This is a genomic window from Streptomyces sp. NPDC090994, from assembly GCF_044768905.1.
In the GTDB taxonomy this organism is placed as follows: Bacteria; Actinomycetota; Actinomycetes; order Streptomycetales; family Streptomycetaceae; genus Streptomyces.
On sequence record NZ_JBIVWS010000001.1, the window covers coordinates 310,047 to 322,701 of the forward strand.

Here is a 12,655-nt window from a genome sequence, read left to right on the forward strand (position 1 = left end):
ACGGCCTGCGACTGACAGTCACTCCCCCGAGGTACCCGAACCGCCGCGCTCGGCGACCAGCGCCGCCGCCTCCTCGCGCAGGTCCCGGCGCAGCTCCTTGGGGAGGGAGAAGGTGATGGACTCCTCGGCCGCCTTGACGATCTCCACGTCCGCGTAGCCGCGGGCGGCGAGGTACTCCAGTACCTGCTCGACCAGGATCTCCGGGACGGAGGCGCCGGAGGTGACGCCGACCGTGGTCACGCCCTCCAGCCAGGTCTCGTCGATCTCGTCGGCGAAGTCGACCAGGTAGGCGTCGCGGGCGCCGGCCTGCTTGGCGACCTCGACCAGCCGCTTGGAGTTGGAGGAGTTGCGGGAGCCGACGACGATGACGAGGTCGGCCTCGGCGCCCATCTGCTTCACCGCGAGCTGACGGTTCTGCGTGGCGTAGCAGATGTCGTCGCTGGGCGGGGAGATGAGCTGGGGGAACTTCTCCTTCAGCGCGTCGACGGTCTCCATGGTCTCGTCGACGGAGAGGGTGGTCTGGGAGAGCCAGACCACCTTGGACTCGTCCCGGACCTCGACCTTGGCGACGTCGCCGGGGCCGTCGACGAGCTGGATGTGCTCGGGTGCCTCGCCGGAGGTGCCGATGACCTCCTCGTGGCCCTCGTGGCCGATCAGGAGGATGTCGTAGTCGTCCTTGGCGAAGCGGACCGCTTCCTTGTGGACCTTGGTGACCAGGGGGCAGGTCGCGTCGATGGTGGCGAGCCGGCCGCGCTCGGCCTCCTCGTGGACGACGGGGGCCACGCCGTGCGCCGAGAACATGACGATGTTGCCCGGCGGGACCTCCTCCGTGCGCTCGACGAAGACGGCGCCCTTCTTCTCCAGGGTCTGCACGACGTACTTGTTGTGGACGATCTCGTGCCGGACGTAGACGGGAGCGCCGTACTGTTCCAGCGCTTTCTCGACGGCGATCACGGCGCGGTCCACACCCGCGCAGTAGCCACGGGGGGCGGCGAGCAGGACACGGCGGCCAGGCGAAGCAGTCATGCGGTCCATCGTACGGGCGCGTTCGGCGGGTCGGAGATCGCGTGGGGGGCGTATCGGCGGAGAGACTGGCGAGACGGTGTACGAGCAGGGGCGGAGGCGCGATGTCCGAGACCGGCACGACGGCCCCGGGGGCCGGGGAACGACGGGAGCTGCGGCGCACGCTGGGCTTCCGCGACCTGGTGGTCTACGGGCTGCTGTTCATCGCGCCGATGGCGCCCGTCGGCGTCTTCGGCACGCTGGACGCCAAGTCGCACGGCGCGGTGGCGCTGGTGTACCTCGTGGCGACGGTGGCGATGGCGTTCACCGCGTTCAGCTACGCGCAGATGGTGCGGGTGGTGCCGCAGGCGGGGTCGGTGTTCGCGTACGCGCGGGCGGGGCTCGGCAAGGGGGCCGGGTTCGTGGCCGGCTGGATGGCGATGCTGGACTACGTCCTCATCCCGGCGGTGGCCTATCTGTTCTCCGGCATCGCGATGAACGAGCTGGTCCCGGAGGTGTCGCGCTGGGTGTGGACGGCGCTGGCCGTCCTCGTCACCACGCTGCTGAACCTGTGGGGGGTGCGGGCGGCGGCCCGGGTGGGGTTCGCGGTGCTGGTGATGGAGATCGTGGTGCTGCTGGTGTTCGTGGTGGCGGCGGTCGTGGTGCTGGTGCGGGACGGGGCGGAGCGCGGGTGGCTGTCGCCGCTGAGCGGGGACGGGACGCAGGGGGCGTTCGCGCTGTCGGCGGTGGTCGGGGCGGTGTCGGTGGCGGTGCTGTCGTACCTGGGCTTCGACGCGATCGCGACGTTCGCGGAGGAGGTGACCGGCGGGTCGGCGAAGGTGGCGCGGGCGCTGCTGTTCTGCCTGGCGCTGGCCGGGGTGCTGTTCGTGGCGCAGACGTATCTGGCGGCACTGCTGGCGCCGATGTCGTCGGCGGAGCTGGCGGCCGGGCCGGACGGGCAGGGCTCGGCGTTCTACGACACGGTGGACGCGTCGGTGGGGACGTGGCTGCACGATCTGGTGGCGGTGAGCAAGGCGATCGGCGCGGCGTTCGCGGCGCTGGCCGGGCAGGCGGCGGCCGGGCGGCTGCTGTTCGCGATGGGCCGGGACCGGCGGCTGCCGGGGGTGCTGTCCCGCACGTACTCCGGTGTGCCGCGGGTCGCACTGCTGGTGGCGGCGGTGATCACGCTGGTCGCGGCGGTGTGGGCGGCCCGGCGGGACGATGGCCTCGACCATCTGACGACGGTGGTCAACCTCGGCGCGCTGTCCGCGTTCACGTTGCTGCACGCGAGCGTGGTGGGGTGGTTCGCGGTGCGCCGCCGGGGTGGCCCGGTGAGCTGGTGGCGGCATGTGCTGGTGCCGGTCGTCGGCGCGGCGATCACGGTGGCGGTGATCGTGGAGGCGTCGGGGACGGCGCAGGTGGTGGGGGCGGTCTGGCTGGTGATCGGGCTGGTGGTGCTGGTGGCGCAGCGGGGGCGGCCGTCACCGTCGCCGTGAAGGGGCTGTGGCCGGCGGCTGCGGGTCGCTCGTCCCCGGCGTGTCGGTGGGGCCCGTTACGCTCGCCGCATGGCTGTGAACACGAGTCCGGAGTCCCCGCTGCCCGTGGGCGAGGTGTCGCGGCTCATCGGAAGCTGGATCGACCGGCTCGGCGCGATCTGGGTCGAGGGGCAGATCACCCAGTTGTCGCGGCGGCCGGGCGCGGGGGTGGTGTTCCTGACCCTGCGCGACCCCTCGCACGACATCTCGGTGAGCGTCACCTGCTACCGGCAGGTCTTCGACGCGGTCGCCGACGTGATCGGCGAGGGCGCCCGGGTGGTGGTCCGCGCCAAACCCGAGTGGTACGCGCCGCGCGGGCAGCTGTCGCTGCGGGCCGCCGAGATCAAGCCGGTGGGGGTGGGCGAGCTGCTGGCGCGGCTCGAACAGCTCAAGAAGACACTCGCGCGCGAGGGGCTGTTCGCGCCGGAGCGCAAGAAGCCGCTGCCGTTCCTGCCGCACCTCGTCGGCCTGGTGTGCGGGCGCGCCTCGGCCGCCGAGCGGGACGTGCTGGAGAACGCCCGGCACCGCTGGCCCGCCGTCCGCTTCGAGGTGCGCAACGTCGCCGTGCAGGGCGTGCACGCGGTGCCGCAGGTCGTCCAGGCCGTGCGGGAGCTGGACGCGATGGACGAGGTGGACGTGATCGTCGTGGCGCGCGGCGGCGGCAGCGTGGAGGACCTGCTGCCGTTCTCCGACGAGCAGCTGGTCCGCGTGGTCGCCGGGTGCCGTACGCCGGTGGTCTCCGCCATCGGGCACGAGCCGGACAACCCGCTCCTGGACCACGTGGCCGACCTGCGCGCCTCCACACCGACCGACGCCGCCAAGAAGGTGGTGCCGGACGTCGGGGAGGAGTACGAGCGGGTACGGCTGCTGCGGGACCGGGCGCGGCGCTGTGTGGCGGCGTTCGTCGACCGCGAGGAGCGGGGGCTGGCGCACGCGCTGGCCCGGCCGTCGATACAGGACCCGCACCGCATGATCGACGAGCGCGCGGAGCAGGTGACGGCCCTGCTGGAGCGGGGCCGGCGCACCCTGCGCCACCACCTGGACCGCGCCGACTCCGAGCTGACGCACACGCACGCGCGCGTGGTGGCCCTCTCCCCCGCCGCGACCCTCAAGCGGGGGTACGCGGTGCTCCAGCGGGCCGACGGCCAGGCGGTCCGGGACCCCGCCGAGGTGGCGGCGGGCGAGACGCTGCGCGCGCGGGTCTCCGAGGGCGATTTCTCCGTACGCGTCGACGCATAGGGTGAGGGGATGACCAGCGAGGTGGAACAGACGGCGGCCCGTGCCGAGGCGCTCGGCTACGAGCAGGCCCGGGACGAGCTGATCGAGGTCGTACGGCGCCTGGAGGCGGGCGGTACGACGCTGGAGGAGTCCCTGGCCCTGTGGGAGCGGGGCGAGGAGCTGGCGAAGGCATGCCGGCGCCGGCTGGACGGGGCCCGGGCGCGGCTGGACGCGGCCCTGGCCGAGGAGGCGGGGGCCGAGGAGGCGGGGGCCGAGGACCCGGAGGACGCCGCCTCCTAGGTGTATGGACCCGCGGGGTTGTCAACGCGGCTGACCGGTGGGTGGCCGCCCAGTGCGGTGTGAACAACCCCGCGGGTCAATACACCTGGCCTCCCGGCCCACGCCGTACCGGCGGGGCCCCTCCCCCGCCGCCTACTTCCCGGTGTCCTCGGCCAGCGTGTGTGCGACCAGGGCGTTGGCGTGGCCGTGGCCGAGGCCGTGCTCGGTCTTCAGCCAGGCGACCAGCTCCATGTGCCGGGTCAGGGGCGATGAGCGGATCAGCTCCTTCCACTCCGCGATCGGGCGGCCGTACTTCTTCTCGATCGACGGAAAGTAGCTGGCGGGGCCCTTCACGGCGTCGGTGGTCATCTCGGGATGGTCCCATCTGCTCGGGTGGCGGGGTGTTCGTGGTCATGAGTGATGACCCCAGCCGCCGCTCGAACTGTTCGACGAATCACTGTGATCCACCTCACCCCCGGCCCCAGCGGGCCGTGTGAGGCGGAACACGCGGTTCCCGTATTGGTTGAACATTGAACTTCCCTGGCGTACCGTCGTCGGAGTCAACGGATCCGCACTTCGAGGAAGATCACGCATGTCTCTCGTTCTTGACCCCGCCGCCCAGGACCTGCTGTTCCGCGAGGCCCGCACCGCGAACACCTTCACCGACGAGCCGGTGACCGAGGAGCAGGTGCAGGCGATCTACGACCTGGTCAAGTTCGGTCCGACCGCCTTCAACCAGTCCCCGCTGCGGGTCACCCTGGTCCGCTCCCCCGAGGCCCGCGAGCGCCTGGTGCGGCACATGTCCGAGGGCAACGCCGCCAAGACCGCGTCCGCCCCGCTGGTCGCCATCCTCTCCGCGGACAACGAGTTCCACGAGGAACTGCCGACGCTGTTCCCGCACTTCCCGCAGGCCAAGGACGCCTTCTTCGCCGAGCGCGCCGCCCGCGAGAACGCCGCCGCGCTGAACGCCGCCCTCCAGGCCGGATACTTCATCGTCGGCGTCCGCGCCGCGGGCCTGGCCGCCGGTCCGATGACCGGCTTCGACTTCGAGGGCGTCCGCAAGGAGTTCCTGGACGACGACCACACCCCGCTGATGATCGTCAACATCGGCAAGCCGGGCCCCGACGCCTGGTACCCGCGCTCCCCGCGGCTGGCGTACGACGAGGTCGTCACCACCGTCTGAGCAGCCGTACCAGCAGTACGGGTGTGGCCCCGGGAACCCGGTCGGGTTCCCGGGGCCACACCCGTTCAGGACGCCCAGCCCTTCAGGACATCTTCAGCGCCGCCGCCATCTTCGTCAGCTGGCCGAAGGAGCCGGTGCCGGCCACGACCGTCGTCGCGCCCTTGACGCCCTCCGTGTCCTTCAGCACCAGGGCCTTGTACCGGCCGCCCGTGTAGCGCGTCCAGGAGCGGCCGTCGATCTCCTCGGTGACGTCGGTCGCCGTCGCGCCCTGGCTCGCCTCCTCGATGAAGGCGGACACCTTCCCCGTCGACTGCTCGACCTGTACGTACTGGCCGTCCGGGAGGTGGAAGCCCAGGTGCCAGGTGTCGGACTCGGTGCCCTGGTAGCGGACCGAGGTCGCCTTCCACTCCGCGGGGAGCCCCTCGGGCGCGGCCACCGGGTACGGCGCGGCACGGCGGGCGGTGAGCAGCTCCACCCGGTAGTCGACCCGCTGGAGGTCGGGCTCCTTGTCGTCGTGCGGGACGAAGGCCCACATGACCAGCCCCGCCAGGACGGTCACGCCCAGCGAGTAGATCATGTTCCGAGCGGTCTTCTGCTTGCCGTTTCTACCTGCCACGCCCCCTATCGTCGCAGGTGCCCGGGGCGCTCATCCGTGGGGTCCCCTGCTCATCCAGACAGACTGGCGATAGAGTCATGGTCATACCCTCATCCGGCCGTCGTCGTACAGAAAGGTGCGTTTCGATGACCGAACATCATCATCTTCCCTCCGAACTGGACGTGCCCGCCGAGGCTCCCGACCGCAACCTCGCGATGGAACTGGTCCGCGTGACCGAGGCGGCGGCGATGGCCGCGGGCCGCTGGGTCGGGCGCGGCGACAAGAACGGCGCCGACGGTGCCGCGGTGCGCGCCATGCGGACCCTCGTCCAGACCGTGTCGATGAACGGCGTCGTCGTCATCGGCGAAGGGGAGAAGGACGAGGCCCCGATGCTGTTCAACGGGGAGCGGGTCGGCGACGGCACCGGCGCCGAGGTCGACATCGCGGTCGACCCGATCGACGGCACCACCCTGACCGCGAACGGCATGACCAACGCGATCGCCGTGCTGGCCGCCGCCGAGCGGGGTTCCATGTTCGACCCGTCGGCCGTCTTCTACATGGACAAGCTGGTCACCGGCCCCGAGGCCGCCGACTTCGTCGACATCAACGCACCGGTCTCCGTGAACATCCGCCGGGTCGCCAAGGCCAAGCGGGTCACGCCCGAGGACGTCACGGTCGTCATCCTGGACCGGCCCCGGCACCAGAGCCTGATCCAGCAGGTCCGGGAGACCGGCGCGCGCATCAAGCTGATCTCGGACGGCGATGTGGCCGGCTCCATCCTGGCGCTGCGCGAGGGCACCGGCATCGACCTGCTGCTCGGCGTCGGCGGCACCCCCGAGGGCATCATCTCGGCCTGCGCGGTGAAGTGCCTGGGCGGCACGATCCAGGGCAAGCTGTGGCCGAAGGACGACGCGGAGCGGCAGCGGGCGCTGGACGCGGGGCACGATCTGGACCGGGTGCTGACCACGGAGGACCTCGTCACCGGCGAGAACGTCTTCTTCGTCGCCACCGGCATCACGGACGGCGAGCTGCTGCGGGGGGTCCGGTACCGGTCGGAGACGGCCACGACGGACTCGATCGTGATGCGGTCGAAGTCGGGGACGGTGCGGCGGATCGACTCCGAGCACCGGCTGAGCAAGCTGCGGGCGTACAGCGCGGTCAATTTCGACCAGGCCAAGTGACCGACCGCGGGTAGTCCGGGGCCGGTCGAGCGGTTCCCCGCCGCTCCAGGGCCACCTCGCCCCCCCGCGTGACAAGGGCACCCTCTGTGCGGAGAGGGTGCCCCCGTCACGCGCGGCGGGTCATCCGGCCGCCCCTGTGCGGGTCATCCGGCCGCCGCTGTGCGGGTCATCCGGCCGCCGCTATCTGGCCCGTCGTGCGGGCCGCCTTCTTCAGTTCCAGGTCGCGGCGGCGCCTGCGGGCCAGGACCACGCGGCGTTCGGCGGCGGTGAGGCCGCCCCAGACGCCGTAGGGCTCGGGCTGGAGCAGGGCGTGCTCGCGGCACTCGACCATGACGGGACAGCGCGCGCAGACGCGCTTGGCCGCCTCCTCGCGGGAGAGCCGGGCGGCGGTCGGTTCCTTGGAGGGTGCGAAGAACAGGCCCGCCTCGTCGCGGCGGCACACCGCCTCGGTGTGCCAGGGGGCGTCCTGGTCCCGGTCTCGCGTCGGCACCCGCTGGGCCGGAACGGCGGCTGCCTGCAGGGACGAAGGCGGCGGTTGCAGCACGGTCTACTCCTGACGACGGCTTCGCGAGCGAGAGACGATGCAGCAAGCCTTACCCGCTGTACGCGCGCCTATGCACTGGGTCCCGAACCGCCCGGTCCGCCCCCGGACTTCGCAAGGGCAACGTCAGTGCCCCAAACGTCAGTGCCCCAGATGCTTGCGCACATGCCGGTCGACCTTGCGCTGCACCCGGTCGAGGATGTCCACCACACGGCTGCCCCGCTTCGGGCGGGCCTCGACGCTGCCCAGCACGGCCCAGCCGTCCACGTGGACCACGGGGGCCGCGGGGTCCGTCGCGTCGGCCGTGTCCACCTCGAAGCTGCCGAGCACGGCGCCGCCCGCGCCGCGCAGCGTCACGTTCTCCGGGACGCGGACCTCGACGCTGCCGAAGACCGAGACCGCCTTGACCACCACCTGCTGGTACTCGAAGACCGCCTCGCCGAGGTCGATCTCGACGCTGCCGAAGACCGCGTACGCGTGGATACGGCGGCCCGCCCGCCAGCGGCCCTTGCGGACGGCGGCACTGAACACCGCGACGACGCGGTCGTCCGGGTCGGCGGGTAGCACGCCGGGCACGGGCGGGCGCGACGGAGCGGCGGCAAACGCGCGCCGCTCGTGGGCGGCGGGCAGGTCCCGTACGAACACGTCCAGCTCACCCACGGTCTTGGCGGCCAGCACGCCCTCGATGCGCTCGGCGTGCTCGTCGGCGGTGAGGCGCCCCTCGGCGAGCGCCTCGCGGAGCATGTCGGCGATGCGGTCCCGGTCGGCGTCCGAGGCGCGCAGCTCGGTGACGGGGGTCGGGACGTCCTGCTGCGGGGCGTGCTTGTGAAGGTCCACGGCAGCAGCGTACCGAAACGCGATAGATCGCGACTACCCCTGGTCCGGGATTACTGAGGACAACCTCACAAGTTCGCCGTTCCCGGCAGGTTCTACGCTGGTGGACGCTGCCAATGGAGGCCAGCGGCCGTCTGTCGAGTGAGGAATGGGCGACATGCCTGAGTTCGTGTACACCGATCTGCTCCCCCAGGGAGAGGACACCACCCCGTACCGGCTGGTGACCTCCGAGGGTGTCTCCACCTTCGAGGCCGACGGGCGTACGTTCCTCAAGGTGGAGCCGGAGGCGCTGCGCAAGCTGGCCGAGGAGGCCGTCCACGACATCCAGCACTACCTGCGCCCCGCCCACCTGGCCCAGCTCCGCCGGATCATCGACGACCCCGAGGCGTCGTCCAACGACAAGTTCGTCGCGCTGGACCTGCTGAAGAACGCCAACATCGCGGCGGCGGGCGTGCTGCCCATGTGCCAGGACACCGGCACGGCGATCGTGATGGGCAAGCGCGGCCAGAACGTGCTGACGGCCGGCGGCGACGAGGAGGCCCTGAGCCGGGGCATCTACGACGCCTACCAGAACCTGAACCTGCGCTACTCCCAGATGGCCCCGCTCACCATGTGGGAGGAGAAGAACACCGGCTCCAACCTCCCCGCGCAGATCGAGCTGTACGCGACCGACGGCGGCGCCTACAAGTTCCTGTTCATGGCGAAGGGCGGCGGCTCGGCCAACAAGTCGTTCCTCTACCAGGAGACGAAGGCCGTCCTGAACGAGGCCTCCATGATGAAGTTCCTGGAGGAGAAGATCCGTTCGCTCGGTACGGCCGCCTGCCCGCCGTACCACCTGGCGATCGTCGTCGGCGGTACGTCGGCCGAGTACGCGCTGAAGACCGCGAAGTACGCCTCCGCGCACTACCTGGACGAGATCCCGGCCGAGGGCTCGGAGCTGGGGCACGGCTTCCGGGACAAGGAGCTGGAGGAGAAGGTCTTCGAGCTGACGCAGAAGATCGGGATCGGGGCGCAGTTCGGCGGCAAGTACTTCTGCCACGACGTGCGGGTGGTGCGGCTGCCGCGGCACGGGGCGTCCTGCCCGGTCGCGATCGCCGTCTCCTGCTCCGCCGACCGGCAGGCCGTCGCGAAGATCACCGCCGAGGGCGTCTTCCTGGAGCAGCTGGAGACCGACCCGGCGCGGTTCCTGCCGGAGACGACGGACGAGCAGCTGGAGTCCGACGGTGACGTCGTCGAGATCGACCTCAACCAGCCGATGGACGCGATCCTCGCCGAGCTGACCAAGTACCCGGTCAAGACGCGGCTGTCGCTGACCGGCCCGCTGGTCGTGGCCCGCGACATCGCGCACGCCAAGATCAAGGAGCGGCTGGACGCGGGCGAGGAGATGCCGCAGTACCTGAAGGACCACCCGGTGTACTACGCGGGCCCCGCGAAGACACCGGAGGGCTACGCGTCGGGGTCCTTCGGGCCTACGACCGCCGGGCGCATGGACTCCTACGTCGAGCAGTTCCAGGCGGCGGGCGGCTCCAAGGTGATGCTCGCCAAGGGCAACCGCAGCAAGCAGGTCACCGACGCGTGCGGGGCGCACGGCGGCTTCTACCTCGGGTCGATCGGCGGGCCGGCGGCGCGGCTGGCGCAGGACTGCATCAAGAAGGTCGAGGTCGTCGAGTACGAGGAGCTGGGGATGGAGGCGGTCTGGAAGATCGAGGTCGAGGACTTCCCGGCGTTCATCGTCGTGGACGACAAGGGCAACGACTTCTTCCAGGACCCGGCGCCGCAGCCGACGTTCACGTCGATCCCGGTGCGGGGGCCGGGGCTGGCCTGACCCGGACGGACCTCGTCCAGGAACAACGGGCCGGTGCCGTTCGCTGTACCGGACATGAGCGACTACCGCATCGAGCACGACTCCATGGGCGAGGTCCGCGTCCCCGTCGACGCCAAGTGGCGCGCGCAGACCCAACGGGCCGTCGAGAACTTCCCCGTCTCCGGGCAGCGGATCGAGCGGGCGCACATCGAGGCGCTCGCCCGGATCAAGGGGGCCGCGGCGAAGGTCAACGCCGAGCTGGGGGTGCTGGACGAGGAGATCGCCGGCGCGATCCAGGAGGCGGCCGGTGAGGTCGCCGGGGGGAAGTGGGACGACCACTTCCCCGTCGACGTCTTCCAGACCGGCTCCGGCACCTCGTCCAACATGAACACCAACGAGGTCCTCGCCACCCTGGCGACCGAGCAGCTCGGGCGGGACGTCCACCCCAACGACCACGTCAACGCCTCCCAGTCGTCCAACGACGTCTTCCCGTCCTCCATCCACATCGCCGCCACCGCCGCCGTCAGCCGGGACCTGATCCCGGCCCTGGAGCACCTGGCGGCGGCTCTGGAACGCAAGGCGGAGGAGTTCGCCGACGTGGTGAAGTCGGGGCGTACGCACCTGATGGACGCCACGCCGGTCACGCTGGGGCAGGAGTTCGGCGGGTACGCGGCCCAGGTGCGGTACGGCGTCGAGCGGCTGCACGCCTCGCTGCCCCGGCTGGCCGAACTGCCGCTGGGCGGTACGGCGGTCGGGACCGGGATCAACACGCCGCCCGGGTTCTCCGCCGCCGTCATCGCGGAGGTGGCCCGCGTCACCGGGCTCCCGCTGACCGAGGCACGGGACCACTTCGAGGCGCAGGGCGCCCGGGACGGGATCGTGGAGACCAGCGGGCAGTTGCGGACCATCGCGGTCGGACTGACGAAGATCGCGAACGATCTGCGGTGGATGGCGTCGGGACCGCGCACCGGGCTCGCGGAGATCTCGCTGCCCGACCTCCAGCCGGGGTCGTCCATCATGCCGGGCAAGGTGAATCCGGTCGTTCCGGAGGCGGTGCTGATGGTCGCCGCCCAGGTCGTCGGCAACGACGCCACCGTGGCGACGGCGGGCGCGGCCGGCAACTTCGAGCTGAACGTGATGCTGCCGGTCATCGCCAAGAACGTGCTGGAGTCCGTGCGGCTGCTCGCCAACGTCTCGCGGCTGCTGGCCGACCGGACCGTGGACGGGATCGTCGCCCACCGGGACCGGGCCCGCGAGTACGCCGAGTCCTCGCCGTCCGTGGTCACGCCGCTGAACAAGTACATCGGGTACGAGGAGGCCGCCAAGGTCGCCAAGAAGGCCCTCGCCGAGCGGAAGACGATCCGTCAGGTCGTCGTGGAGAGCGGCTACGTGGAGCGTGGCGCCCTGACCGAGGAGCAGCTCGACGAGGCGCTGGACGTGCTGCGGATGACCCGGCCCTGACCGATCCCGGTCTGTCCCGACCGGTTCCGCCCGGCCCTGACCGGCGCACTCCGTCCCGCCCGCGCCCCCTCCCGGTGCCCCGGCGTGACGGATGCCGCAGCGCCGGGTGCCCGGGGCACCTAATATCTGTCCATGGCAGACGGTGAGACGGTGAACACGGCGACGGGGACGGACGGGCGGGCGGTGTTCTGGACACCCGGCAGCCAGATCCTGTGGCGCTACCGGGAGAACGGCGGCCCCCGCCCGCACATCGCCCGCCCCGTCACCGTCGTACGCGACGACGCCGACCTGCTCGCCGTCTGGCTGGCCCCCGGCACCGAGTGCGTCAAGCCCGTACTGGCCGACGGCACCCCCCTGCACCGGGAACCCCTGTCCACGCGCTACACCAGACCCCGGACCGTGCAGCGCGACCGCTGGTTCGGCACCGGTGTGCTGAAGCTGGCCCGGCCCGGCGAGCCCTGGTCGGTGTGGCTGTTCTGGGAGCCGGGCTGGGAGTTCAAGAACTGGTACGTGAACCTGGAGGAGCCGCTGGCCCGCTGGGCCGGCGGGGTCGACTCCGAGGACCATTTCCTGGACATCTCCGTCCACCCGGACCGCACCTGGCACTGGCGGGACGAGGACGAGTTCGCGCAGGCCCAGCGGGACGGGCTGATGGACGCGGCCCTCGCCGGGCGGGTACGGGAGGCCGGGCGGGCCGCGGTGGAGGTGATCCGCGCCTGGGGGGCGCCGTTCGCGGACGGCTGGCAGCACTGGCGGCCGGACCCGGCGTGGCCGGTACCGGCCCTTCCGGCGGACTGGGATCGCACGCCCGCGCACGTGTCCTCGTGAGACCCTTGAAACGCCCCCGGGCAACAAACGTAGGATCGTCCTCCGCAAGGGCTCGCGGTGGCAACAGGCGTGGCACACGCAGGGCTTGACCGAACGTCACCGAGGGGCGGCAGGACGTGAGCGAGGGGTACGAGGGCAGCGCCGGCGCGTATCACGGCAGGCCCGGCGGCAGTCCAGGAACAGCCTCCGACCGC

Annotated in this window: 13 protein-coding genes; 8 read left to right on the top strand and 5 right to left on the bottom strand. The window is 71.5% G+C overall.

From position 1 onward, the window contains the following. Window positions 1–18: 18 nt before the first annotated feature. The gene (locus ACIQR3_RS01450; RefSeq protein WP_403532663.1) at window positions 19–1,035 is read right to left on the bottom strand and encodes a 4-hydroxy-3-methylbut-2-enyl diphosphate reductase; all 1,017 of its coding nucleotides are present in this window, start codon (window positions 1,033–1,035) and stop codon (window positions 19–21) included. A 92-nt stretch (window positions 1,036–1,127) separates the two neighbouring features. Between ACIQR3_RS01450 and ACIQR3_RS01455 the strand changes: the two genes are divergently transcribed. The 3 genes from ACIQR3_RS01455 (at window position 1,128) to ACIQR3_RS01465 (ending at window position 4,055) form a co-directional block, all read left to right on the top strand. After that, window positions 1,128–2,498 (top strand): APC family permease, encoded by a 1,371-nt coding sequence (locus tag ACIQR3_RS01455; RefSeq protein WP_403532665.1) that lies wholly within the window; start codon window positions 1,128–1,130, stop codon window positions 2,496–2,498. A 69-nt stretch (window positions 2,499–2,567) separates the two neighbouring features. Then, window positions 2,568–3,776 (top strand): exodeoxyribonuclease VII large subunit, encoded by a 1,209-nt coding sequence (gene xseA / locus ACIQR3_RS01460; RefSeq protein WP_403532667.1) that lies wholly within the window; start codon window positions 2,568–2,570, stop codon window positions 3,774–3,776. A 9-nt stretch (window positions 3,777–3,785) separates the two neighbouring features. After that, window positions 3,786–4,055: an exodeoxyribonuclease VII small subunit gene (locus tag ACIQR3_RS01465; protein WP_403532669.1), complete on the top strand. Its 270-nt coding sequence runs from the start codon at window positions 3,786–3,788 to the stop codon at window positions 4,053–4,055. 132 nt (window positions 4,056–4,187) lie between these two features. On the opposite strand, the gene ACIQR3_RS01470 is transcribed toward ACIQR3_RS01465, so the two are convergent. Next, on the bottom strand, window positions 4,188–4,403 hold the full coding sequence (locus ACIQR3_RS01470; protein WP_403532670.1) for a DUF4287 domain-containing protein: 216 nt from the start codon (window positions 4,401–4,403) through the stop codon (window positions 4,188–4,190). Between the two features lie 223 nt (window positions 4,404–4,626). Here ACIQR3_RS01470 and ACIQR3_RS01475 point away from each other — a divergent pair, with 223 nt between their 5' ends. Beyond that, window positions 4,627–5,217, top strand: coding sequence for a malonic semialdehyde reductase (locus ACIQR3_RS01475; protein ID WP_403532672.1), 591 nt, complete (start codon window positions 4,627–4,629; stop codon window positions 5,215–5,217). An 82-nt stretch (window positions 5,218–5,299) separates the two neighbouring features. Here the strand turns inward: ACIQR3_RS01475 and ACIQR3_RS01480 are convergent, their stop codons facing one another. Continuing rightward, window positions 5,300–5,833, bottom strand: a complete 534-nt coding sequence (locus tag ACIQR3_RS01480) for a DUF4245 domain-containing protein (protein WP_403532673.1) — start codon at window positions 5,831–5,833, stop codon at window positions 5,300–5,302. 125 nt (window positions 5,834–5,958) lie between these two features. Between ACIQR3_RS01480 and glpX the strand changes: the two genes are divergently transcribed. Beyond that, entirely contained in the window at window positions 5,959–6,993 is a 1,035-nt protein-coding gene (gene glpX / locus ACIQR3_RS01485; RefSeq protein WP_403532675.1) for a class II fructose-bisphosphatase, read from the top strand. A gap of 166 nt (window positions 6,994–7,159) precedes the next feature. Here the strand turns inward: glpX and ACIQR3_RS01490 are convergent, their stop codons facing one another. Both ACIQR3_RS01490 and ACIQR3_RS01495 read right to left on the bottom strand, forming a co-directional pair. After that, window positions 7,160–7,537 carry a WhiB family transcriptional regulator gene (locus tag ACIQR3_RS01490; RefSeq protein WP_403532677.1) on the bottom strand — a complete coding sequence of 126 codons (378 nt, stop codon included), beginning with the start codon at window positions 7,535–7,537 and terminating at the stop codon, window positions 7,160–7,162. A 138-nt stretch (window positions 7,538–7,675) separates the two neighbouring features. Continuing rightward, window positions 7,676–8,371, bottom strand: coding sequence for a DUF1707 domain-containing protein (locus tag ACIQR3_RS01495; RefSeq protein ID WP_403532679.1), 696 nt, complete (start codon window positions 8,369–8,371; stop codon window positions 7,676–7,678). A 145-nt stretch (window positions 8,372–8,516) separates the two neighbouring features. On the opposite strand from ACIQR3_RS01495, the gene ACIQR3_RS01500 reads away from it, so the two are divergent. The 3 genes from ACIQR3_RS01500 to ACIQR3_RS01510 all read left to right on the top strand — a co-directional run bounded on the left by ACIQR3_RS01500 (window position 8,517) and on the right by ACIQR3_RS01510 (window position 12,461). Further along, window positions 8,517–10,193, top strand: coding sequence for a fumarate hydratase (locus ACIQR3_RS01500; protein ID WP_403532681.1), 1,677 nt, complete (start codon window positions 8,517–8,519; stop codon window positions 10,191–10,193). A gap of 54 nt (window positions 10,194–10,247) precedes the next feature. After that, window positions 10,248–11,633 carry a class II fumarate hydratase gene (locus tag ACIQR3_RS01505; protein WP_403533936.1) on the top strand — a complete coding sequence of 462 codons (1,386 nt, stop codon included), beginning with the start codon at window positions 10,248–10,250 and terminating at the stop codon, window positions 11,631–11,633. Between the two features lie 132 nt (window positions 11,634–11,765). Then, a complete protein-coding gene (locus ACIQR3_RS01510; RefSeq protein ID WP_403532683.1) occupies window positions 11,766–12,461 on the top strand; it encodes a DUF402 domain-containing protein in 696 nt (231 codons plus the stop codon). Window positions 12,462–12,655: the final 194 nt, after the last annotated feature.

Excerpts from the sequence above, each read along its gene's own strand:
- ACIQR3_RS01450 (WP_403532663.1), bottom strand. The coding sequence starts at position 1,035 with ATGGACCGCATGACTGCTTCGCCTGGCCGCCGTGTCCTGCTCGCCGCC.
- ACIQR3_RS01455 (WP_403532665.1), top strand. The coding sequence starts at position 1,128 with ATGTCCGAGACCGGCACGACGGCCCCGGGGGCCGGGGAACGACGGGAG.
- xseA (WP_403532667.1), top strand. The coding sequence starts at position 2,568 with ATGGCTGTGAACACGAGTCCGGAGTCCCCGCTGCCCGTGGGCGAGGTG.
- ACIQR3_RS01465 (WP_403532669.1), top strand. The coding sequence starts at position 3,786 with ATGACCAGCGAGGTGGAACAGACGGCGGCCCGTGCCGAGGCGCTCGGC.
- ACIQR3_RS01470 (WP_403532670.1), bottom strand. The coding sequence starts at position 4,403 with ATGACCACCGACGCCGTGAAGGGCCCCGCCAGCTACTTTCCGTCGATC.
- ACIQR3_RS01475 (WP_403532672.1), top strand. The coding sequence starts at position 4,627 with ATGTCTCTCGTTCTTGACCCCGCCGCCCAGGACCTGCTGTTCCGCGAG.
- glpX (WP_403532675.1), top strand. The coding sequence starts at position 5,959 with ATGACCGAACATCATCATCTTCCCTCCGAACTGGACGTGCCCGCCGAG.
- ACIQR3_RS01500 (WP_403532681.1), top strand. The coding sequence starts at position 8,517 with ATGGGCGACATGCCTGAGTTCGTGTACACCGATCTGCTCCCCCAGGGA.
- ACIQR3_RS01505 (WP_403533936.1), top strand. The coding sequence starts at position 10,248 with ATGAGCGACTACCGCATCGAGCACGACTCCATGGGCGAGGTCCGCGTC.
- ACIQR3_RS01510 (WP_403532683.1), top strand. The coding sequence starts at position 11,766 with ATGGCAGACGGTGAGACGGTGAACACGGCGACGGGGACGGACGGGCGG.